Genomic DNA, 22,113 nt, shown 5'->3' with positions numbered 1-22,113 from the left:
AGGGACAAATCATGAAAATAACCGTTATTGGTGCTGGGGCGATCGGCGGAAACCTGGCCCGCAAGCTGAGCCTGGCAGGTCATGACGTCCAGGTCGCGGACGCCCGGGGGCGGGAGGTCGTCTCGGCCGAGGTACTGGAGGCGGGCGCCCGCGCGGTGGCCCTGGACGTGTCGGTCCAGGACCGGGACGCGATCATCCTGGCGATCCCGTTCGGGGTGCACGGGCAGCTGGCGGAGTTGATCGCCACCGCTCCCGCCGAGGCCGTGGTCATCGACACCTCGAACTACTACCCGGGCGTCCTCAGCGGGCCGATCGAGGCGGTGGACAACGGTCAGACAGAGAGCGTGTACACCTCCGAGCTTCTTGGCCGGCCCGTCATCAAGGCGTGGAACGCCGCCCTGGCCGAGACCCAGCGCACCCGGGGCCTTCCGGCGGGCGCTCCGGGCCGCATCGCGATCCCGGTGGCCGGCGATTCCGAGATGGCGAAGAAGGTGGCCATGAGCCTGGTCGACGACACCGGCTTCGACCCCTACGACGCCGGCCCCCTTGCCGACTCCTGGCGCCAGCAGCCGATGGGCCCCGCCTACTGCACCGAGCTGACCCTCGACGAGCTGCCCGCCGCCCTGGCCGCGGCCGACCTCGTCAAGGACAGGGCCGTCCGCGACAGCATGCTCGAGCGCAGGGCCGCCCTCCCCGACCCCGAAAACCCCACCCTCGACGACATCGTCGAGATGAACCGCGCCGCGCACCGCTGACGCCCGCGACCCCTAGAGCGGCACTCGCGCGGGGCCGCGGCACCGGAGACACGACAGGACGTGACCAACGTCCGGGTGCCTCCGACGCCGCGGCCCCGCGCGGTTGTGGTGCACGGCTGCCCGTCGGACACGCAGGCGCAACGGCCCAGAAGTACCGACCGCACCCGGCATTCCCGGCCATCGAGCACCACCCTTTTTGCAATACGGAGGATGCCTCCGTATTATCGGGAAGGTAATCGGAGGCATCCTCCGCTTTCTTCCCGGCCGCTTGGAGGCGTCCCCATGACAAGCCCGCAGATGCTCCTGGCCATGCAGTTCACCAGCGGCTACGGATCCGAGCCCGGGGCGTGGCGGCTGCCCGGGGCGAACCTGTCCAGCTACACGGACATGGACCAGTTCGTGCGCTACGCGCAGGCCGCCGAGCGCGGCAAGATCCAGCTGCTGTTCATCGCGGACACCCCGGTTCTGGACGTGGACCTGGAGACCGAGCACCCACACACCCCCATCGACCCGCTCCTCGTCCTCACCGTGATAGCCCGCGAAACCGAGCGGATCGGCCTGGTCGCCACCGCCTCCACCACCTTCAACGAGCCCTACACCATCGCCCGCCAGTTCAAGGCCCTGGACGTGATCAGCCACGGCCGGGTCGGCTGGAACGCCGTCACCACCTCCCACCCGGCGGCCGCGGCGAACTTCGGCCGCCGCATCCCGCCGCGCGCGGAGAAGTACGAGCGCGCGCACGAGACCGTCCAGGTCGTGCAGGCGCTGTGGGGCAGTTGGGAGAAGGACGCCTGGGTCCGCGACGTCGAGGCGAAGCGGTTCGCCGACATGGACAAGCTCCAGCCGGTCAACGTCCAGGGCCGCCACGTCGCGTCCCGTGGCCCGCTGCCCATTCCGCCGTCCGAGCAGGGCCAGCCGGTCATCTTCCAGGCGGGCGGCGGCAGTTACGGCCTGGAACTCGCGGGCCGCTTCGCCGACGGCGTCTACGCCAACCCGATGACGCTCGAGGACGCCCAGGCCCAACGCCAGGCACTGCGGGATGCCGCCAAGCGCGCCGGACGCGACCCGGACGAGGTGAAGATGTTCGCCGGTTTCATGCCGGCCGTCGCCGCCACCCGCGAGGCCGCCCTGGAGCGCAGGCGCTTCCTGGACGAGTCCGTCGACCTGCGCCAGCGCGTACAGTACCTCGGCGCGATGATCGGGCTGCCACTCTCCTACGACCAGATCGACGAGCCGCTGACCGCACGCCAGTTGGCCGACGCCGAGCCCAGCCCGCACGACCGGCGCTCCTTCCGTGCCCTGGAAGTGGCCCGCGAGGGCTGGAGCCTGCGCGACGTCCTCGCCCACGGCGTCATCGACTACCACCCGGTCGTGGGCGGCCCCGCCGCCGACATCGCCGACCACATGCAGCAGTGGTTCGAGGCCGGCGCCTGCGACGGCTTCTCCCTCGCCATCGACGGATACCACGACGGCGTCGACGCCTTCGTCGACCAGGTCGTCCCCCTCCTCCAGGAACGCGGCCTGTTCCACCTCGACTACGAAGGCCCCACCCTGCGCGACAACATGGGCGCCCGCGAGCAGTACGGCCTGGACCCGCGCGTCACGGAACCGGCCCGGTCATGACCAGCACATCCCAGTCCCCCACCGCCGCGCCCATGCGCCAGTTCCGTGACGCGATGGCGGCCGTCGCCTCCCCCGTCGCCGTGGTCACGGCGATGGACGGCGACCGCCCGCACGGCACCACGGTCAGCGCCTTCGCCTCCCTCTCCCTGACCCCGCCCATGGTCCTGGTGTCCCTCGACAACCACTCCCAACTCCTGGCGATCATCCGCCGCACCGGCTGCTTCGGCATCAACATCCTCGGCATCCACCAAGCCGGACTCGCCACCGCCTTCGCCCGGCCGGGTGCGGACAAGTTCGACGACGTCATCTGGTCGCCCAGCGCGAACCTGCCCCGCCTGCCCGGCACGACGGCGTGGATCACTGCCGAGGTCGACGAGTACATCACCGCCGGCGACCACACCGTCCTGCTCGCCCACGTCCGCGCCGCGGAACCCGGCAAGGAGGGCCTCAAGCCCCTTACCTACCACCACCGTTCGTTCGGCACGCACACGCCGCTAAACACCTGAGCGGCCCGGTCTTACCGCGGCCCGCGCTGCGACTGCCGGGCATCCCCTCTCACGTCGTGCGCGCAAGCCAACTCCTCTACCCAGCGGCTCTCAACTGGCCTGCCAGCAAGGACAGAAACACCGTGAAACTCTCCCTCGTCGAGCTCTCCACCGTCGTCCCCGGCGGCGACAAATCCCAAGCTCTCAAGGACTCGGTCGACGCCGCGAAACAGGCGGAGGACCTCGGCTACCACCGCATCTGGTACGCCGAGCACCACGACGCCGCCAGCACCGCCTCCTCGGCACCCGAGATCCTCATCGCCCTGGCCGCGGTTGCCACTTCCCGTATCCGGGTCGGCTCCGGCGCGGTACTGCTCAACCACTACAGCCCCTACAAAGTCGCCGAGACCTTCCTCCAGCTCGAAGCCCTCGCACCGGGCCGCATCGACCTCGGCCTCGGCCGCGCCACCGCGGGCCCCCTGGTCGACCTCGCCCTGCGCCGCGACCGCGACGTGCCGCCCGCCGACGATTTCGCCGAGCAGGTACAGGAAGTACTCGCTTACTTCCACGGCCACTTCCCCGCGGACCACCCCTTCGCACGGCTGAACCCCGCCGCGGGTGTCGCCTCACGACCCGACGTGTGGATTCTCGGCTCCTCGGGCACCAGCGCCCGAATGGCCGGCGAACTCGGCCTCGGATACGCCTTCGCTGGCTTCATCAATCCGGACGGCGCCCCTCGCGCTCTGCTGCGCCACGGCGCGTTCTCCGCACCCGTGGCGGGCGGACCGGCCGGAGGTCGCGGCATCCTCTCCATCAGCGCCGTGGTCGCCGACACCGACGCCGAGGCAAGGCGGCTGAACTGGTCCAGGACCGCCTTGATGGCACGCCTGGCCCGGCAGGGGCCTGCGGCCCAGGTTCCCACGGTCGAGGAAGCCGAGCGGGAACTCAGCCAGGACCAGAAGGACACCCCTACCGTCATCACAGACGGCCGCTGGCCTCGCCAGCTCGCGGGCAGCCCGCAGACCGTACGGGATCAGCTGGAGCAGATGACGAAGGCCACCGGCGTCGATGAAGTCATGATCCAGGACATCATCGCGGACCCCTCGGACCGAGTGCACTCGCGTGCCCTGCTGGCCCAAGCCCTCGGCGTCGCCGCTCATTGACGACCCCCCTGCAGGCGAAGTCGGGCCCAGCGTGTGACGGGGCCACGTCTCCATAGCGTGGAGCGCCTGCCGGGGGTGAGGGGCACTACCCAGGGACCGTTGTTACGACGGATCTTGCCGCGTGCAGGATCGATACGAGTGTGTCCGCCGGCTACGGGTGTCACGGTGCCTTGCTCGCGCTCGCCGTCTGCCTGATCACCCACCGGGACGTGCAGAGGGGCTCCTTTCGGCGACGGGGGTTCGACAGGTCGAGCGGAGGCCGAGGATGGACTGGTCACCGCTGGCGAAGGGCCTGCTCAGGCGCCTGGCTGCGGTGCCAGCACCGCGATGTCGCCGTCGAGCCCCACCACCAGCCGCCCGTCGGACGCCATGGTCACGGCGGTCACCTCCGAGGGAAAGACCAGGTCCGAGCCCACCTGATGGTGGGTGGCCAGGTCCCACACCCGTACCGTGCGATCATCACCGCCCGTGACAACGAAAGGACGGCCGCCAACTACGGCCGTGGCCAGCGCCCACACCGGACCGGTGTGAGCCGTCAGCGGCGCACACTCCGTCACTTCCTTGCGCGCGGCCACATCCCACACCTGCACCTGCCCGTCCCAGCTGCCGGTGACGGCGACCAGGCGGCCGCACGTCACGGCGGCGGTCAGCGACACCCGCTGATTGTTGCCCCCGGTCGAGGGCGCGACCTGACCGTGGTATCGACGCTCCGTCAGGCACCATGCGACGACGGTGCTGTCGTCGTGAAGGGTGACGGCCTTGGTGTGACCGTCCACCACAGCCGTCGCCACCGCCACGACGGAGCCGATGCGCCCCGCCGCCGAGTCCGTGACGAGGTCGCCCACCGTCTCGCCCGTGGCCGGATCCCACAACAGCAACCGCGGATCACGCTGCCTGCCGATAACGACCACGCCCCGGCCGTTCACCCTGCCGGTCGCCGCCGCCCACACCCCACCGGGCAAGCTCGCCAGGCGGCGGCCATCGGCCAGGTCCCAGGCCTCCACCAACGCCGATGGGTCGGCGACGACGGCAACAGGGCGCCCGTCCACCATCTCCGTCACCACAGCCCACACCGAGCCACGAGCAGGCAGGACCGCACCGATCCGCTCACCTGTCGCCAGATCCCACACCAGCACGAACTCATCGTCCGCACCGGTCACGACAACCGCGCGTCCGTCGATCACCGCGGTCGCCGCCGACCGCACCCAATCAGCGTGGCCCACCACGGCCTTGACGGACCCAGCCATCAGACCACCGGTAGCCCACTCCAGCCGCCACCCCGACCCCGGGCCCACCACCCAGGTCCCCTCCGGCTCGCTGCAGGCACCGCCCTCACGCACAGGCTCCGTCATGACCGGGACATTAACCGCCCCTCCCCCGAGAAGAAGCGCAAATACCGCGCCCCACGATCTGACCGACCCACCAGCGGGTCGCAGTCCATCTCCGCGACCAACTCACTGATCGTTGACGCGAACCCTTGGGGAATGCCAGCTACTTGGTCCGCAATGACTGCGTGAAGAACCCATGCGCTGCTCTACAGAGGCGGCCCTCGAGAGCTCGAACTGGTCGCCTGCCTACACACCGGGCGTGCGCTGCCGGTTCCGCGAGCAGCAGCCCAACTCCGCATCGACAAGGGGCTGTGCAGATCTACTTCGCCGACGCGCACAGCCCTTGGCAACGGGGCACGAACGAGAACACCAACTGCCTGCCGCGCCAGTACTCCCCCAAACGCCACTGCCGCTCGGTGCGGAGGCCACCTCGGCTTGCGCTGATCCGAGGCTACGTCGCGGTGAGGTCAGTGCTGCTCAGGGCGTTCGATGGACACCTTGGGCAGCTTTCGGGCCAGCGGGGCAGCGAGCCACCAGGCCCATTTGCCGAGCACCTGCATGGCGGCGGGGACGACGATGAGGCATCGGACGACCACGGCGTCGAGCAGGATGGCGACGGCCAGGCCGAGTCCGAACTGTTGGAGCATGCGGTCGGTGCTTAGGACGAACGGGAAAGGCTCACTACCTCTTCACTCCAAGCGGTTTGCGAGCCAGGCGCGCGCCGAGGCGCAGGCCTCGATCAGCTCGCCCTGCAGCAGTCCCGCCAAGGCTGTCCACCGCCCAGTTCGGCCTCAGCCCGCTGGTGGCGGCACCTTGTGACAGTGCAGACCGCGACCGGCTGCCGGTCACACGGACCGGCAGCCGGCGCTCGCCACGGCCGGCGGGCGAAAAGGTCAGGCGGCGTTCTCGTGCAGCCAGCCCGAGCACGAGTTCATGTCGTGCGTTCGGGGGCCGTATTCACCGAGGCAGACCCGGTACTCGACCCAACCGGACTCCGGGAGGTCCATGTTGATGTCGAGCCGGGATCCCAATCCATAGTGGTTCCAGTCCTTGATCAGCGTGTCGCCGCTGTCGGACCGGTAGTACATGACCATCACCGAGTGGCCATCGGAATTGTTGTCCCAGACCAGCAGATGGTCACCGTCACGGACGAACGACGCCGACCCGTCACAGTAGTTCGGCTCATCGGTGCACAGGTCGCCGGTGTGGGTGCCGGGATAAGTCACGGTGAGAGTGGAAGCGGAAGCGGGAGTGGCCGACGCGACTATGGCCAGCATGCCTGCGGCAGCGGCGCCTATGAGCTTGGAGTGCTTCTTCATCCTGGCGGTCCTCGGCTTGACGGTGTCACACCTGCGGTCGGCGAGTGCACCGGCGACGCCGCAAGTGAATTGGGGACGAACGGATGCTAGCGAACAGGTTGATCTTGGGCCAGGGGCAGGAGCCCTTTCCTGATCATTCCTCATCGCCGACGCCTCACCATCGCAGACGCCTCACCCCTCGCGTCCGAAACCGCGGACCGGTAGCGCATGCTCATCAACACGCCTAGGCTCCCGTCCCGAACGCCCCGCGCTCGACGGACCGGACAAACGGACGCGGACCGCCAGCGCGGCGGTCCACCGCCGGTCGGAGAACCGGAAAAGCCTCAAGTTCTGGGCCGCCAAGGCGTATCAGGGTGCCGGCGGCTTCTTCCGGGTGCCGTTCCGGTGCCGCCATCTCAAGCGGTGACAGCGCCGGCGCAACAGCACGCATGTCAATATCCGCTGCCTCGGCGACCTGGCCATGGCCACGCTCAGGGGCTGGCGCCTCCTGCGGAATCCCTGTTGCAGCAGCAACCAAGTCACCGTGATCGTCCAGGCCGCCCTTGTCCTTCATCACGCGTCTACGTGTAGGTGGGAAAGGCCTCTCGGTAGCTCGCGGTTGTGGGTCCAGCGAGAAGCAAGAAGCCCTGTTGTCGAAGTGACACGCGTGGTCATCGTTGCCAGGTCCGGTGCGTCCGCTCCTGGGTGTAACTGCCACCGTTGAGACGGGAGATGCGTAGCGGTCGCTGTCTGTCTACGCCGAGCCCGAGTCGTCGGCGGTAGCCGGTACGTCGGCATCGGCGGTGCCCTTCACGTCCTGCCCGCTATGGCCCGCCCTGGTCTCCACCGCCGGGGCTAGGAACGCGGCGCATACGACGCAGGCCAGCACCACCAGCATGGCCGGGCGCAGGCCGACCTGGCCGCCGAGGAAACCGAGTCCGGGCGGTCCGACGAGAAACGCGATGTAGCCGATGACGGCGACCAGACTGACCCGGGCCGTCTGGTCCGGGCCGGACTCCCCCGCGGCCGACAGCGCGAGGGGAAAGCCGAGTGAGGCACCCAGTCCCCACAGCAGTACGGCCGCTCCGGCCATGACGGCATTGTCCGAGACGATGACGACGAGCAGGCCGAGCGCACCGGAGACGGCACTGGCGCGTACGACGGCGGTGCGGCCGAAGCGGTCGAGGAAGTAGGTGCCGCCGAAGCGGCCCAGTGTCATCGCGGCGGCGAAGCCCGCGTACACGAGGGAGCCGGCCGTGGCGCCCATGCCGTGGCCGTCGACCATCAACAGCGGCAGCCAGTCGTTGGCCGACCCCTCGGCCAACGCCATCGCCAGGACGATCGCGCCGATGAGCACGAGCTGTCGGTCCTTCCACAGCGCCGGGCGGTGCTTGTCGGCTTGGGCCTCGTGTGACTGTTCGAACGCGGTGCGACCGGTGCCCTCCGGGATGGCGCGCATCGCGTGGACGAGGAGTCCGACGGCGAGCAGGGAGACCGCCGCGAGGTGCCAGGACACCGGTATGCCGGCGGCTGTCGCCGCCATGCCCGCCCCGGCGCCCAGCACGGTACCCAGACTGAAGCAGCCGTGCAGCGCGGGCAGGGTGGTCCTGCCCCCGATCCGTTCGACGTCGGTGCCGTCGACGTTGACCGCCACGTCACCGACGCCCAGCCCGGCACCGAAGGCGCACAGTCCGGCGGTCACCATCGGCACCGAGGCGGCAGCGCTTCCCCAGGAGACCGTGGCCAGCCCAGCGATGAGGAGCCAGGTCCCCCAGACGATGACGGGCCGCGTCCCGAACCTGGACACCAGCCGTCCCGAACAGGAGATCCCCGCCATCGAGCCGAGCGACAGCCCGAACAGTACGAGCCCCATGTGCGCGGTGGAGAGTTCCAGCCGGTCCCGGATCGCGGGTGTGCGCGTCACCCAGGAGGACATCGTGATCCCGGCCAGAAGGAAGAGGAGGAACAGCGCGTGACGCCGCCGACGCACGGGCTGGTCCATCAGAACACTTCTCCGTCCGGAGTGGGGTCGGCCCTCAACGGGTCGTGCACGGCCGCATGGCCTGGATAAATGTACATGCCATCTCACTACGACAGAGAGCGCTTCCACGCCGTTACGCGGTGCCCCCAAGCGGACCCGCCGGATTCTCCCGTGGACGGCTCCCAGCGCGGGTAGGCGTGTACGTGGCTCTCCGACCCGTGGGGGTTCGGTCCATAGGCAGCGACCGTACGAGCGTACTCCGGCGTCCAGTAGCGGCCGACGCTTCCGGCCGGCCCCTAGGATGCCGCGTTGACCGGCCTGGCCTGGCGGCGTGCACGACCGCCGTCAGCGGTTCAGCAAGTCGCGGAATCCGGTGAGCAGAGCGCGCAGTCCGAGGTCGAAGGCCAGGGTGGCGCGGCTGCGGTCGGCGGGGGTCTGTTCGAGTACGGCGCTGAGGTGTGGAGCCGTGTCGCGGGCGACGTCGGAGACCATCACGGGCGGCGCCACCAGGTCGAGGGCGGAGCCGAGGACGAAGCTCTCCAGTGCGGTGATCAGCGGCATGACCTCGTTCGCGGCGAAGCCAGCGTCCAGGAGCAGCTCCGCGACCTTCTCGTACATCGCGTGCATGAAGGGTTCGGCCAGCGGGGCGGTGGCGAGCAGGGGTACCGCCCCCGGGTGAGCGGCGAAGGCGGCTAGGTAGGAGCGGGCCCAGCCCTCCAGGGCCTTGTCCCAGGGCTGTGACCAGTCCTGGTCGTCCCCGGTCGTCAGGGCCAGTTCCTCGCGCATCAGCGAGATGATCTCGTCGCGCCCGGCGACGTGGTGGTAGAGCGCGGACGGGGCGACGCTCAGGGCTTTGGCCAGGGCAGGGATGGAGAAGGCGCCCTTCTCGTCGGCCAGGCGCAGTGCCGCGGCACCGATGCGCCGGCGGTCCAGCAGGGGTGTGCGCGGCCGTCCCACGGTGGCTCCTCTTCTTCGTGCGCCGTAACCCAGAAGTTACCGAATGGCTTTCAGTAAAACTCTTCCCAGCCGTCCGGACGGCGCCTACATTACCGGAAACCGAACACCTTTCAGTTAGGTGGTCGGCCGAAGGAAAGGCACCGCCACACGCCATGCACGCCGACATCGTCTTCACTGGAGGGACCGTCCGGACCGGGGCCGCAGATGCCCCCGTCCACGACGCCCTCGCTGTCACCGACGGCCGGATCACCGCCCTCGGCGCGCAGGCGCTGGCCGCCCGTGGACCGCGTACCGCTGTCGTCGACCTGGCCGGCGGGGCCCTGCTGCCGGCCTTCGGCGACGGACACGTGCACCCGGTCATGGGAGGACTGGGGCTGGCCGGGGTGCCGGTCCGGGACGTTAAGAGCGTCGACGAGATCGTCGCGGCCGTACGAGACTGGGCCGCCGCACACCCGGAGACGGAGTGGATCACCGGTGACGGCTTCGACCCGTGGCTCGCCCCCGACGGCCGGTTCGACGCCCGGTGGCTGGACGCCGCCGTAACCGACCGTCCCGTCGTCCTGCGCACCATGGACCACCACACCGCCTGGGTGAACAGCGAGGCCCTGCGCCGGGCCGGCTACACCACCGGCACCCCCGATCCGGTCGGCGGCGAGATCCTGCGCCGGGAGGGATCCGCCGAGCCGCTGGGCACCTTGCGTGAGTTCGGCGCACTCGGCCCGGTGCTCGCCCTCATCCCCCGGGCGTCCCACGAGGCACAGGTGGCGGCGCTGCGCGAAGCCGCCGCCCGGTTCGCCGCGGGCGGCGTGACCTGGGTGCAGGACGCCTGGGTCGAACCGCACCAGGCCGATGTCTGGGTCACAGCCGCGACCACCGAGCCGGGGCTCCCGATACGGGCCGACCTCGCCTTCATCCTGGAACCCGACGGCTGGCGCGAGCGCGTCCTCCGGTTCACGGCGGACCGGGAGAAGGTGGAGAGCTCCGCTCCCGGGCTGCTGACCGCGCGGAGCGTGAAGTTCTTCGCCGACGGCGTCATCGAGGCCGGCACCGCCGCCCTCCTGGAGCCCTACACCGACTGTCCGCACTCCCACGGCATCGCCAACTGGACCCCCGAGGAACTCGCCGAGGCCGTCACCGCCGTCGACGCGCTCGGCTTCCGCGCGCACGTGCACGCCATTGGCGACGGCGGAGTGCGAGCCGCCCTGGACGCGATCGAGGCGGCTGCCCGCTCCAACGGCGCCCGCGACCGCCGTCCGGTCATCGCCCACGCGCAGCTGATCGACCCCGCCGACCTGGCCCGGTTCGCCGCACTCGGCGTGGTCGCCAACCTCCAGCCGCTGTGGGCCCAGGCCGACCCCCTGATGACCGAGCTGACGTTGCCGAGGATCGGCCCGGAACGCGGCGGGCGGCAGTACCAGATCGCCGCCCTGCTCGCCTCCGGCGCCCGGCTCTCGTTCGGCAGCGACTGGCCGGTCACCGCCCATGAACCACTGCGGGGCATCGCCACCGCCGTGACCCGCCAGACGCCCGAGGGTATTCCCGAGGGCGGCTGGCTCCCCGAGGAGCGGATAGACATCGACACCGCTCTCACCGCCTACTCCGCAGGATGCGCCCACCAGGCGTTCGAGGAGAAGGAATGGGGCGCGCTGCGTCCCGGAATGCGCGCCGACCTGGTGCATCTCGCCGCCGACCCGGCCGAGACCGCCCCCGGTGACCTCGCGCATCTCCCCGTCCTGGGCACCTGGCTCGCCGGCCGGCGTACTCACGACGCCACCACCCCCCGCAGCTCGCGTGCCGGGAGACGATAGACCCACGTCGTCCTCACGACCGGTCTGCGTCTCCTGGACGTTCCGCCCGCTCCCCGACTCACACCACGCGGAGACCTCCATGACCGAGCCCCTCGTCCCCAGCGCTCCCCAGCAGCCCCCACCGGCCGCCGCGACCGATCAGAGCCCTCAGCTCCAGCGCGGCAGCCTCGGCGTCGCCGACATCGTCTTCTTCGTCGTCGCCGCGGCCGCCCCGCTCACGGTGATGGCCGGCGTCGCTCCCCTCGCCATCCTCTTCGGCGGCATCGGCGCCCCGGTCGCCTACCTCGCCGTCGGCGTGGTGCTGGTCCTCTTCGCGGTCGGCTTCACCGCGATGACGCCGTACATCCGCAACGCCGGCGCCTTCTACTCGTACATCGCCCGAGGGCTCGGACGTCCGGCCGGGCTCGGGGCGGCGTTCCTAGCGGTGTTCTCCTACAACTCGCTCCAGATCGGCATGTTCGGCGCCTTCGGCTTCTTCGCCTCCACCACGGCGAACGACCTCCTCGGCATCGACCTGCCCTGGCCGGTGTACGCCCTGGCCGGCATCGCCGTCGTCTGGTTCCTGGGCTTCCGCTCCATCAACCTCGGCGCCAAGGTTCTCGCCGCGCTGCTGATCGCGGAGACCGCCATCCTGGTGCTGCTCGCCGGCGCCGTCCTGGTCAAGGGCGGCGCGAGCGGCCTGACCTTCGACTCCTTCGCCCCCTCGAACGTCTTCGTCTCAGGGATGAGCGGACCGCTGGGTCTCGCCGTCGCCGCGTTCATCGGCTTCGAGGCCACCGCCATCTACCGCGAGGAGGCCCGCGACCCCGACCGCGCCGTCCCCCGTGCCACCTACCTCGCGATCGGCTTCCTCGGCCTCTTCTACGCCTTCATATCCTGGGTCATCGTCCAGGCCTTCGGCAGCGACCAGGCCGTCGCCGCCGCCGCGAAGAACCCGGCGGAGATGTTCTTCACCGCCATGACCCAGTACGTCGGCGGCTGGGCGACCGACGTCCAACGCGTCCTGATCGTCACCAGCGTGCTCGCCGCCCTGCTCGCCTTCCACAACGCCATCACCCGGTACGTCTACGCCCTGTCCGTCGAGCGTGTCGCCCCCGCGGCGCTGGGCCGAGTACACCCCCGGCACGGCTCGCCGTGGGTGGCCGGCATCGCCCAGAGTGTTCTGGCGGTCGTGGTCGTCGCCGTCTTCGCCGTGATCGGAGTCGACCCCTACACCAAGTTCTTCCTGTGGGTGAACACTCCCGGTGTGATCGGCATCCTCGTCCTGCAGGCGCTGGCGGCCTTCGCGGTGGTCGCCTTCTTCCGCCGCAACTCCGCCGAGCACGGCGAGGGACGCCTGCGCACCCTCCTCGCGCCCGCCGCGGCCGGCGTCCTCCTGACCGCCGCCACCGTGCTGGTCTGCAAGCGCCTGGACCTGTTCACCGGCGCCGGCCCGAGCGTCAACTGGTCACTGGTCGCGCTCACTCCGGCAGTGTTCCTGGCCGGCATGCTCCTCGCCGCGCGCATCCGCCGCACCCGGCCCGACGTCTACGCCAGGCTCGCCACCACCGACGTTGACGCCGCCTGATTCCCCGCCGTACGGCGGTCCCGTGCCCGGCCCGACTCCCCGGCACGGGACCGCCCCGCGCCCGTACACCCGACCACGAGACGGTCCACGCAGAAGGTGCACGACCATGATCCTCGGTCGCAGCAGGAAGCCGGCCCCGCGCCTCGCGGCCGAGCTCGACGACACCGAACTGGGCAGGGTGTGCCGCCAGTTGGCCGGCCGGGGCACGGCACGGACCCTGGCGGCCGCGGTCATCGAACGGCTGCTGAAGGACACCGGCCAGGACTGGGACCGTCGCGCCCATCGACTGGCCGTCCTCGCCGCCGTGACCCGCCCGGCCACCCAGCGCTCCTGGCTGGACCAACAACCCGGACATCCCGACGCACAGACACTGTTCGCCTGGGGAATCATGGCGCGCGGCTCCCACACCCCGCCGCCCGGCGCCGAGTTCGAGCAAGCCGTCGAGGCCTGCGCGACGGCCGCCCGCCTGAACCCCTACGACCCCAACCCCTGGGTGGCATGCCTCGGACTTCTCCGTCAATGGCGCAGGCCGCGCACGGAGGTTTTCCCCATCTGGAAGGAGATCGTCGAACGCGACCCCTGGCACCGCGAGGCGCACGTGCAGATGTACGGCTACCTCTCACCCCGGCAATGCGGCTCGCACGCCCAGGCCATGGACTTCGTGGACCAGGTGAGGGCCACAGCACCGAACAACGCACCGACGGCAGGACTACCGCTGCTGGCCCTGATCGACCGCTACCACGCCGCGCTGTCCCAGGGCGGAGTCCAGGCACTCACCGCGGACCGCCTGTGGAGCGGGCCTGAAGCCGCCCGCATCCTGGACCGAGCCCAGCACGACTGGGCCGAGCCGGGTCGCTCGACCCATGCGGCGGCTCTCGCCGACCTCAACCTCCTGGCCTACGCGCTCAGCGTCGCCAGAGAGCAGTCGCGCGCTGCCCTCGTCTTCCGACGTGTCGCCGGCGTAGTCACCGCTTTCCCCTGGGGGTACGACGGCCAGGACCCGGTCCTCGCATTCACCGCCGCTCAGCGACGAGCCGAGGGAAGCCACTGACCAGTCGGACGAAGCCACATCCGCTCCGGCTCCGCTGAACCCACTCTCCGCCCCCCGGCACAGGCATGGCTGGTGCTGAGCGATGTCTCGCTCACGCCTGCCCTGACCGCGGCGGCAACGAGGCTCGCGAAAAATTGCCTGGCGCACGGCACGTTCCCTGGCAGGCTGAGGGCATGGAACCCCTCGGTGACCAAGAACTGAGCACAGCGATTGAGAGTGCCGCCTCGCCGAGCTGGTCTGTCCGCGGGGCGGCCGGTCGGCAGCTCGCGAGTTCGGACAAGATCGAGGAAGTTGCGGATGTCCTTCACCGCCTTCTCCTGGACGCCCAGGACACCTGGGTCATCCAGGAAACAGCGGAGGCTCTGCTCGAGCGCAAAGACACCATCGGCTTGCGCTGTGTCCTGCTGGCCTACAGCCAGGCGGACACCCACGACGCGGTGGATCATCTCGGTGCCGCCCTGGACTGCGACCCCGAGTGGATGACAACTGAAGGCGCGGACCGGCTGATCAAGCAGTTGCGCACGCTGGCGACGGACGAAGACCCCGGAGTCCGCGATGAAGCCCTGCAGAGCCTGGCGAAGCTCCGACCGCGAGAGGAATGGGCGCACGACTCAGAGACCGACTCCTGATTCCCGATGATTCGCGAAATCCGTGGTTGCGGCACCGGCCCGTGACCGTCGGCACGCAGCGGCACCGCCCTCGGGCTCAGGCGCGTTCCAGCACGATCAGATAGATGGCGTTGGGCGCGAGATCGACGGTGGCTGTGTAGGCCCTACCGGGCCTCACGATCTTCTTGTCCACCAGTTGCAGTCCGGCCTTGGCCGGGTCGGAGAAGTAGTTGCTGGTGTGCTGGTCGATCCGGTATATGAGCCGGCGGACGGGACGGTTCCTGAGTTCGGCCGGCATCCGGGACATGTCGATGGTGGCCCGGTAGCTGCGGTCGCCCACGTGCTGCCAGTTCCACACCATCAGTGACGCGCCGGTCCGGTCCTTCGACGCCATCGCGTAGACGCCGTTGTCCCCCTCCAGAGCGTCATCCGCGACGGCGGACACCCTGGTGTCCTTCATCCTGGACTGCATCAGCATCATGTTGCCGTACGGGGTGAAGGTGTCCTTGAGCGGCCCGTTCGGGGTGCGGGTCACCAACTGGTCCTTGCGCTCCTCGACCCGGTGCCGGACGCACCAGTTGAACATGTAGGTGTCCGGCTGGTTCGCGAAGTAGTAGCTGTAGGTGGCCATGCCGGCCGCCTGCCGGACGTAGTCCTTCTTCGGGTCGGGGTCGTCGTACGCCGGGCCGGGGTAGATGCCCGTCTCGGTGACATAACTCGGGATGCGCTGGTGGATGCGGCGTTCCTTCAGCCAGCCGAGCAGGGTCTCGCGCTGCGACGCCACCACCCTCAGGTCACCCTTGTACATGGTCGGGGCCTGATACGTGTCGTCACCCCAGGTGAGATACGCATGGTAGGCGAGGAAGTCCAGCCGCTTGCGCGGATTGCCGTCGGCGGCGAAGTCGTCGAGGAAGGGCTTCATCCACTTCGGGTCCAGCCACGACAGGGCCGGCCCACCGAGCTCGATACGGTCCGTGCGTGCGAGGCCCTTGTTGACCTTGCCGACTGCCTCGTAGAAGGGCTCGTAGAAGCGGTACAGGTCACCCGGCTGCAAGGTCGTCTTATCCGGCGGGATTCCCTGCCTGCGCTCCTGACCGTAGAACTGCCAGTCCGGCTCGTTGAAGGCTTCCACATACTTGACGCGCGGGTACTTCGCCTTGACGCTCCGCACGATCAGTTCGAGCATCGGCTCGAGGTCCTTCATGGGGCGCTTGCCCTCGACGAAATCCGTCGGGTTGAGGTTGATCAGCACCGAGTCGGACACCGTGCTCGCCTCGGTGAGGTAGGCGTCCAGCGGGGACAGATCGCACCGCCTAGTCTTCAGGTCGCACAGGTTGAACACGTCCAGGCCGTCCGCCGCGTTCGGGCTGCTGAGCCAGATGCGGTAGACGTCGCCGTGCAAGCCCTGCTTGTTCAGGAACTTCACGTCGCCGGCGCGCTGGTCGGGCCACGCCGTCACATTGCCGAAGTTGTTCAGCCGTTCCGGGCGCGGCAGTTGGCCCTCGCGCGAACCGAAGTCAACCGAGACCACAGCCTGGGACAGGGGGTCGGCGGGTTCGGCCGCCTGAGCCGCGACGGACGGGACTGACGTCACCGCCAGCAGCGAGGCGGCCGCTCCGGCCAACAGGCCTCGCCGGGTGGGAAGTCTCGTACTCGCATGCATGAAAGGACCTCGCTTCCATGAAGCAATGGCGGCGCGCTTGCCGCGGGTTGGTGGGGGTGGCCTACGGCGAGGCTCAGTATTGGGAGGCTCTCTCTGAACGAGATCTCTAACAGAGGTAATGGAGAATGACGTTCCGGGAAGTGTCAGCCTTACTTCCCGCGCCTGCTCCGCGAGCTGTGCACGTCACCGCAGTACGGTGCCGCCATCGACGTTCAGGACCTGTCCGTTGATCCAGGCTCCCTCATCGGAGATCAGATAGGACACCATCCCGGCCACGTCCTCGGCGCGGCCGTGGCGAGTACTACGGGTCCGGCCGAGCATGGACCGCAGCATCTCGGGAGGGGCACCGCGCTCGATCTCGGGCGTCAGGATCAGTCCCGGCGCGACCGCGTTGGCCCTGATGCCCTCCTTGCCCCAGCGCGAAGCCACGTGCCTCGCGAGCGCGTTGATGCCCGCCTTGGTGGCGGCGTATGCCGGCCGCTTGGCGTCACCGGTGAACGAGGCTATGGAGGAGGTGTAGACGATCGCGCCGCCACCGCGGGCGAGGAGCTCGGGCACGGCATGACGGGAGACCAGCATGTGGCCACGCAGGTTGACGGCGATGGTGCGGTCCCAGATCGAGAGGTCGATATCGACCACGTCGGTGTCCTTCTGTACGGCACTCATGTCCCCTGCGTTGACATGAACGGCGTCCAGCCCTCCGTAAGTCCGCGCCGCAGCCGAGACCAGATGCCCGACAGAGGCGTCGTCGGAGATGTCGAACTCGACTGCGACCGCCTCACCTCTCTCGGCACGGATGCCGGCCGCAGTCCTCTCCGCACCCTCGGCATTCAGATCACCGACGACGACCTTGGCTCCCTCCTGCGCCAACCGCCGCGCCGAGGCGGCACCCAGCCCGGAGGCGGCACCCGCCACCAGGACCACCTTGCCCTTCAGCCTGTCCACACTGTCCGCCTCCGCTCCCTGTGCCACCTCGGGCGACGCCGACACCTGCCGCAACTACCCCATCCACATGAAGAGATTGCAATTCTCAGCATCGGAGAATGGCGATCTCATCCAAAAGTACGCGGGTGGCCGGACAGCATCAAGACCTGAGTCGCGGAACTCTGCGACGCTGACATCACAAGGTCGCGAACCGGTCAGCGTCAGAGCTGCCTGGGCTTTGGCAGGCCAGTCAACGTGCCTCAACCACTACCGGCCGGATGAGCTCTACAGGTTCGCCGTGCAGCGAGCCGTCGGTGTCCGGTCCCATGAGCCGAGTGAAAGCAACGCTGGCCAGGTACCACTGGCCACCGATCAGCGCCAGCCTGTAGTACGGATCCGAGGGGTCGACATCGCTTACGGACGGATCGACGCCGCACAGGACATCGACACCAAGTCGCTCTCCGATGTGCTCTGCGACACGGAGGTCAGGGTGCGGCCCAAGTCCACAGTCGTATGCGCCCACCACGTCCAAGGAAAGCGGCCACGCCGTATCTCCGTTGCCCACCAGGCGTATCCACAGGTCACCCGTGTCGTCCGGAATGTCAGCGTCGTCGGGCTGAACCACCAACTGCAGGCCGGCCGGGATCAGTTCCTCGAAGAAGCCGACCACATGGTCAACGGTCAGCGACCGAGACACGGTGATACTGAACATGACCGTCATTCAACACCAGGATGAAGCCGGCCCGGACCGCGTCATCGAGCATCGACTCGGTGCCGGGCCTCCCCCACGTTCGGCCTCCTGAGGCCGCCTCCGCGCGGCTTTCCTGGAGGCCTCCGGCATGTGGCCCCGGCTGCGGCTTACACCGCCGCCGGGGCCCATGTGCCCTCTGCCGCCCAGCAGTTCGCAGTCCTGGCCGGACAGACCGCACCTCGCCTTGTCCGCGGCTGCGGGCGAGGAGGAGTCGCCGACGCTGTGCGTGCTGTGCGCGGGCGTTGCCGGGCTCTGCGCTAGAAGGTCAGGTTCCAGGCGTCGATCTTGCCTGTGTCGGAGGCGGCGTTGTCGTTGACGCGCAGCTTCCAGGTGCCGTTCGCGACCTCCGAGGAGGCGTTGACGGTGTAGGTCTGGGCGATGTTGTCGGCGCTGCCGCCGGAGCGGTTGTGCAGTGTGTAGACGGTGCCGTCCGGCGCCACCAGGTCGACCTTCAGGTCACCGATGTAGGTGTGCTTGATGTCCACACCCACCTTGAGCGTGGCCGGGGCGTTGCCGGTCACGCCGGTGACGGCGATCGGGCTCTCCACGGTCGCGTTGTCGTTGACGGCGAAGTCCGCGAGGTTCTCGAAGTACTTGCCGGGCGGCGGGGTGGCCCCGACGGCCTTGAGGGCGTCGACCTGTCCTTCGCCGAAGAACGAGTTGTTGGCCGTCGTGCCCGTGCAACGGCTGTCCGAGGGGCAGGCGATGTCGTTGGCCTGGGTGGCCAGCTTGGCGCGGATCTGCGCCGGAGTGATGCCCGGGTCGGCGCTGGCGATGAGCGCCGCCACGCCGGCCACGTGCGGGGTGGCCATCGAGGTGCCGCTCTTGCTGCCGTAGCCGCCGCCGGGGACGGTGGAGTACACGTTGCTGCCCGGCGCCGCGACGTCGATGACGCCCTGCCCGAAGTTGGAGAACGAGGCCTTGGTGACGCCCGTGCCGTTGGCCGCGACCGTGACCACGCCCGGCAGTTCGGTCGGGATGTCGAGGCAGGCGTTGGTGATGGTGCGGGTGACCGGCGTCGAGTCGTTCGGGCTCGCGGAGTCGGTCGTCTTGTGGGCAAGGTCGTAGTTCTCGTTGCCCGCGGCGGCGACCTGGAGGGAGCCCTTGCTCTCGGCGTACTCCTGGGCGCGCTTGACGCCCTCGATGATGGCGGCCTGGTCGATGTTGTCCGGGCAGTTGAACTGCCACGGGTCCGTGTAATAGCTGTTGTTGGTGACCTTGAAGCCGTGGTCACCGGCCCAGACGAAGCCGCAGATGGTGTTCTCGGCGAAGAAGAAGGCGTTGCCCGGCTCGGCGACCCGGACCGCGGCGATCTTCACCCCGGGGGCCACGCCGACGACACCCTTGCCGTTCTTGGCCGCGGCGACGGTGCCCGCCACGTGGGTGCCGTGCGTGTCGACGTCGCGCCAGGCACCGGCACGGGTGTCGGGCTTGCCGTAGGCGCAGGAGACCGAGTCGGCCGCGTCGAAGTTGGGCGCCAGGTCCTGGTGCTGGTCGTCCACACCGGTGTCCAGGATGCCGACCTTGACCGAGGCGGAGCCCGGGTTCACGGCCCAGGCCTGGTCGGCCTTGATCTGGCTCATGTCGGCGCGGACCGGTTCGCCGGCCGGGGTGGAGGCCTGGGACGGGTTGGCCGGGAGCGCCGGGTTGTAGGCGTCGGCCGGGACGTCCGAGGTGCGCGTGGCGCCGACCTGCTGCACGCCGGCGACGCCCCGCATGGTGGCGGCGAATCCGCTGGACGCCGAGTGCGCGACGATCACGCCGATGGCGTCGAAGTTCGAGAAGACGCTGCCGCCGTTGGCCTCGATCGCGGAGCGGACCGCCGAACTGTCACCCGGAGCGGTGATCACGAGGTAGGCGCGCGTGCCGGCAACCCACGACGCACTCTGGGATGCCGACACGGCAGCCGCGGCGGGGGCCTTGGCGGCCGGCGCGGTGGAGTGGCCGACGGGGAGTGTGCCCGCGAGAGCGCCCGGGGCGCCGAGCACGAGACCGGCGCCGAGCGTGGCCGCCAGCACGAGCGTGCGTCTGGATCGGCTGGATATGTGGGGTATCAATGCGTCCTCCGGAGACGGCCCGGCTGTGCTGGTGGCACCGGCCCGACCGTACGAAACGAGTGGTGGATGCAAGATGTCAGGTGCATGCCCCGTTACGGAAGTACCTTTCCGTGCAGGGACGTTATAGAGGCATGGCTGAAAAGCGACGTACTCCGGGCATCGGGAGGCAGAGATCCACCGGACCCACGCGGCCGGCGTTCCCGAACCTGGGCACAGCGTTTGTAGAGGGGCGTCGGAGGGCGAGTCCGGACACGTCGGTTGCGTCAGGCGAAGGAGAAGAGCGCGGCGGCTTCGGCGGGCGTGGTTGCCTCGCGACGTCCCGGGACATCGTGGACGGTGGTTGCGCCCTCGGAGCGGAGTCGGTCGGCACTGGCCTCCCGGGTCATGATCGCGGCATAGGCACGGACGTCTGCGACGGTGAGGTCGGCGCGGCCTCTCTCTGTGTACTGCTGGAGGAGGTCGGTGACGTCCGGGTTGAATCGCAGCATGCTCACCGGGGCGTTGAAGCGCCGGGCGATGGCGATGAGTCGTGCGCGCGCCTGCGACGTGACGTTCGTCGACTCGGCGACTGCGCTGCGGCCGGCAGTGAGTCTGGCGACGATCCTGCAGTCGCGTTCCTCGAAGATCCGGGCGTCCGCTGCGTCGGATTCCCCTTGAACGGGTGAGGCGCCGAAGAGCTCCGCGCGGATCTCGTCGCTCGATACCACGGCTTCCGCGTCGATCTGCCGACGCGCGATCAGGGCCCGGACGAAGCTGGTCTTGCCCGAGGCTGGTGGGCCGACGAGGACGACGAGTCCCGCCGGTATCCGGATGGCCGGTGCGAGAGCGTTGAGGCAGAGGTCGCCTGCGCAGTCGAGCGCTTCCTCCGGGGAGCCGGTCGGCAGTCCGCTGGGCAGGATGGTGTCCCGGTAGCTGTCGTTGCCGACCAGGTAGAGAGCGAAACCGCAGGTGTGCAGCACGCCGGTGAAGCGCAGGCGAAACAGCGGCAGGTTCTCGCCACTGGGTAACTGTGCTGCCACGTAGGCGAATCCGGTGCGGAAGCGGACCGTGATGGTGTCCACGTGCGGCCAGCGTTCGCGGGCGTGACGGTTCAGACGCAGGCGCAGGTGGTGCTGCATCGAATCCGGAGGGTTCTTCGGCACAGGCCCATCCTGCCCCCGGTGCGGCGGCGGTCACCATGATCGTTGTCTGTGCGTGGTGAGCGGTGGGTGGGGACAGCGGTCGCGTTGGCGATCGATTCGCGGCTCCGCGAACGGCTGGTGCGGACACGGATCGTGCTCGCGGCGGCGGACGGACTCACCAACGGCGCGATCGCCAGGAAGCTGGAGGTCAGTGTGAATACGGTGCGCACGTGCCGGGGATGCTTCGCCGCCCTGGGGCCGGACGGCGTGCGGGACGCCAAACGGTCAGGGGCGCCGAGGTCCTACGGGCCCGAGGTTCGCGTGGTGATCGTGGCCACCGCGACCAGCATGGCGGTGTGAGACGAACCGCTGTCCAGAACGACGTGGATCTCCCTGCCGGGAAGGATCGCCCGGTCGAGTTGGTTCAGGAAGGCGGTGAAGGCTGCCGCGTCATTGCGGGCGATCCCCTCGGGGTGTCCCGGTGGGTGAGCCAGCCACGGACCTTGTGTGGCTTCAGGTCCAGGTCGGCAGGGGTCCGACCGGTACACCAAGGCGTGGCCAGCCGCCCATACGCGTTGGCGCGTCCACTGGACGCCTCCGCATGTCTCCTGGCTCGACCAGGTCGAACTGTTCTTCTCCGTCCTGCCCCGCCGAGTCATACGCCATGGCGACTTCGCCGGCCGCAACGACCTGATCGAGAGTCACAGGGCCCTGGAAGAGCTGCAGATCGAAGCAAATGCCGGTGACCCGGACCGAGCCCACGCCCGGGGCCTCAGACTGCCCGACTCGCTGGAAGCTTAAGGGGCCATGATCCCTCCCCCAAAGCAGCTCCCGGTCAGAGTCGCTCCGTTACTGACTTCTGCGTTTCGGGGTCTGGATTTATGTCGGGACCGGTGACACGGTCCGCCAGGGTTGCTACGCCGGAGGCATGCGGTATCCGGACGGCGGCGGGCTGACCGCCGAGCAGCGCAGG

19 protein-coding genes and 1 pseudogene are annotated in these 22,113 nt (G+C 69.2%); 9 read left to right on the top strand and 11 right to left on the bottom strand.

What is annotated here, in order from left to right; translation table 11 throughout:
* Positions 1-11: 11 nt before the first annotated feature.
* The 4 genes from ABKA17_RS43070 to ABKA17_RS43055 all read left to right on the top strand — a co-directional run bounded on the left by ABKA17_RS43070 (position 12) and on the right by ABKA17_RS43055 (position 4,026).
* On the top strand, positions 12-755 hold the full coding sequence (locus tag ABKA17_RS43070) for an NADPH-dependent F420 reductase (protein ID WP_353697883.1): 744 nt from the start codon (positions 12-14) through the stop codon (positions 753-755).
* A 282-nt stretch (positions 756-1,037) separates the two neighbouring features.
* A complete protein-coding gene (locus tag ABKA17_RS43065; protein ID WP_353697882.1) occupies positions 1,038-2,378 on the top strand; it encodes an NtaA/DmoA family FMN-dependent monooxygenase in 1,341 nt (446 codons plus the stop codon).
* Complete coding sequence (locus ABKA17_RS43060) at positions 2,375-2,884, top strand: flavin reductase family protein (RefSeq protein WP_353697881.1); 510 nt, start codon at positions 2,375-2,377, stop codon at positions 2,882-2,884. Before ABKA17_RS43065 ends, ABKA17_RS43060 begins: the two co-directional genes overlap by 4 nt.
* A 122-nt stretch (positions 2,885-3,006) precedes the next feature.
* Positions 3,007-4,026 carry an LLM class flavin-dependent oxidoreductase gene (locus tag ABKA17_RS43055; protein ID WP_353697880.1) on the top strand — a complete coding sequence of 340 codons (1,020 nt, stop codon included), beginning with the start codon at positions 3,007-3,009 and terminating at the stop codon, positions 4,024-4,026.
* 296 nt (positions 4,027-4,322) lie between these two features.
* Here the strand turns inward: ABKA17_RS43055 and ABKA17_RS43050 are convergent, their stop codons facing one another.
* The 6 genes and pseudogenes from ABKA17_RS43050 to ABKA17_RS43025 all read right to left on the bottom strand — a co-directional run bounded on the left by ABKA17_RS43050 (position 4,323) and on the right by ABKA17_RS43025 (position 9,590).
* Positions 4,323-5,378, bottom strand: a complete 1,056-nt coding sequence (locus ABKA17_RS43050; RefSeq protein ID WP_353697879.1) for a WD40 repeat domain-containing protein — start codon at positions 5,376-5,378, stop codon at positions 4,323-4,325.
* A gap of 443 nt (positions 5,379-5,821) precedes the next feature.
* Positions 5,822-6,022, bottom strand: a pseudogene (locus ABKA17_RS43045) (MMPL family transporter); the annotation flags it as partial.
* Between the two features lie 225 nt (positions 6,023-6,247).
* Positions 6,248-6,673 (bottom strand): hypothetical protein, encoded by a 426-nt coding sequence (locus tag ABKA17_RS43040; protein WP_353697878.1) that lies wholly within the window; start codon positions 6,671-6,673, stop codon positions 6,248-6,250.
* 223 nt (positions 6,674-6,896) lie between these two features.
* Entirely contained in the window at positions 6,897-7,229 is a 333-nt protein-coding gene (locus tag ABKA17_RS43035) for a hypothetical protein (protein WP_353697877.1), read from the bottom strand.
* A gap of 177 nt (positions 7,230-7,406) precedes the next feature.
* Positions 7,407-8,654: an MFS transporter gene (locus ABKA17_RS43030; RefSeq protein WP_353697876.1), complete on the bottom strand. Its 1,248-nt coding sequence runs from the start codon at positions 8,652-8,654 to the stop codon at positions 7,407-7,409.
* 324 nt (positions 8,655-8,978) lie between these two features.
* Entirely contained in the window at positions 8,979-9,590 is a 612-nt protein-coding gene (locus ABKA17_RS43025; protein ID WP_353697875.1) for a TetR/AcrR family transcriptional regulator, read from the bottom strand.
* A 152-nt stretch (positions 9,591-9,742) separates the two neighbouring features.
* Here ABKA17_RS43025 and ABKA17_RS43020 point away from each other — a divergent pair, with 152 nt between their 5' ends.
* From ABKA17_RS43020 to ABKA17_RS43005, 4 genes are all read left to right on the top strand, one after another.
* Positions 9,743-11,398 (top strand): amidohydrolase, encoded by a 1,656-nt coding sequence (locus tag ABKA17_RS43020; RefSeq protein ID WP_353697874.1) that lies wholly within the window; start codon positions 9,743-9,745, stop codon positions 11,396-11,398.
* A 79-nt stretch (positions 11,399-11,477) separates the two neighbouring features.
* Positions 11,478-12,965: an APC family permease gene (locus tag ABKA17_RS43015; protein WP_353697873.1), complete on the top strand. Its 1,488-nt coding sequence runs from the start codon at positions 11,478-11,480 to the stop codon at positions 12,963-12,965.
* Between the two features lie 106 nt (positions 12,966-13,071).
* Positions 13,072-14,016, top strand: a complete 945-nt coding sequence (locus ABKA17_RS43010; protein ID WP_353697872.1) for a tetratricopeptide repeat protein — start codon at positions 13,072-13,074, stop codon at positions 14,014-14,016.
* Between the two features lie 173 nt (positions 14,017-14,189).
* Complete coding sequence (locus ABKA17_RS43005) at positions 14,190-14,645, top strand: hypothetical protein (RefSeq protein WP_353697871.1); 456 nt, start codon at positions 14,190-14,192, stop codon at positions 14,643-14,645.
* Between the two features lie 76 nt (positions 14,646-14,721).
* On the opposite strand, the gene ABKA17_RS43000 is transcribed toward ABKA17_RS43005, so the two are convergent.
* The 5 genes from ABKA17_RS43000 to ABKA17_RS42980 all read right to left on the bottom strand — a co-directional run bounded on the left by ABKA17_RS43000 (position 14,722) and on the right by ABKA17_RS42980 (position 21,161).
* Positions 14,722-16,287: a hypothetical protein gene (locus tag ABKA17_RS43000; RefSeq protein WP_353697870.1), complete on the bottom strand. Its 1,566-nt coding sequence runs from the start codon at positions 16,285-16,287 to the stop codon at positions 14,722-14,724.
* A gap of 183 nt (positions 16,288-16,470) precedes the next feature.
* Positions 16,471-17,232, bottom strand: coding sequence for an SDR family NAD(P)-dependent oxidoreductase (locus ABKA17_RS42995; protein WP_353697869.1), 762 nt, complete (start codon positions 17,230-17,232; stop codon positions 16,471-16,473).
* 229 nt (positions 17,233-17,461) lie between these two features.
* Positions 17,462-17,932, bottom strand: a complete 471-nt coding sequence (locus ABKA17_RS42990; protein ID WP_353697868.1) for a hypothetical protein — start codon at positions 17,930-17,932, stop codon at positions 17,462-17,464.
* 287 nt (positions 17,933-18,219) lie between these two features.
* Positions 18,220-19,980, bottom strand: a complete 1,761-nt coding sequence (locus ABKA17_RS42985; protein ID WP_353697867.1) for a S8 family peptidase — start codon at positions 19,978-19,980, stop codon at positions 18,220-18,222.
* Between the two features lie 302 nt (positions 19,981-20,282).
* A complete protein-coding gene (locus tag ABKA17_RS42980) occupies positions 20,283-21,161 on the bottom strand; it encodes an AAA family ATPase (protein ID WP_353697866.1) in 879 nt (292 codons plus the stop codon).
* Between the two features lie 84 nt (positions 21,162-21,245).
* Between ABKA17_RS42980 and ABKA17_RS42975 the strand changes: the two genes are divergently transcribed.
* Positions 21,246-21,500: a helix-turn-helix domain-containing protein gene (locus ABKA17_RS42975; protein ID WP_353697865.1), complete on the top strand. Its 255-nt coding sequence runs from the start codon at positions 21,246-21,248 to the stop codon at positions 21,498-21,500.
* The last annotated feature ends 613 nt before the right edge of the window (positions 21,501-22,113 follow it).

The organism is Streptomyces sp. RG80 (assembly GCF_040446465.1).
Taxonomy (GTDB): Bacteria; Actinomycetota; Actinomycetes; order Streptomycetales; family Streptomycetaceae; genus Streptomyces.
The sequence above is the reverse complement of the archived record's forward strand: the minus strand, read 5'-3'. Positions and strand labels throughout refer to the sequence as shown.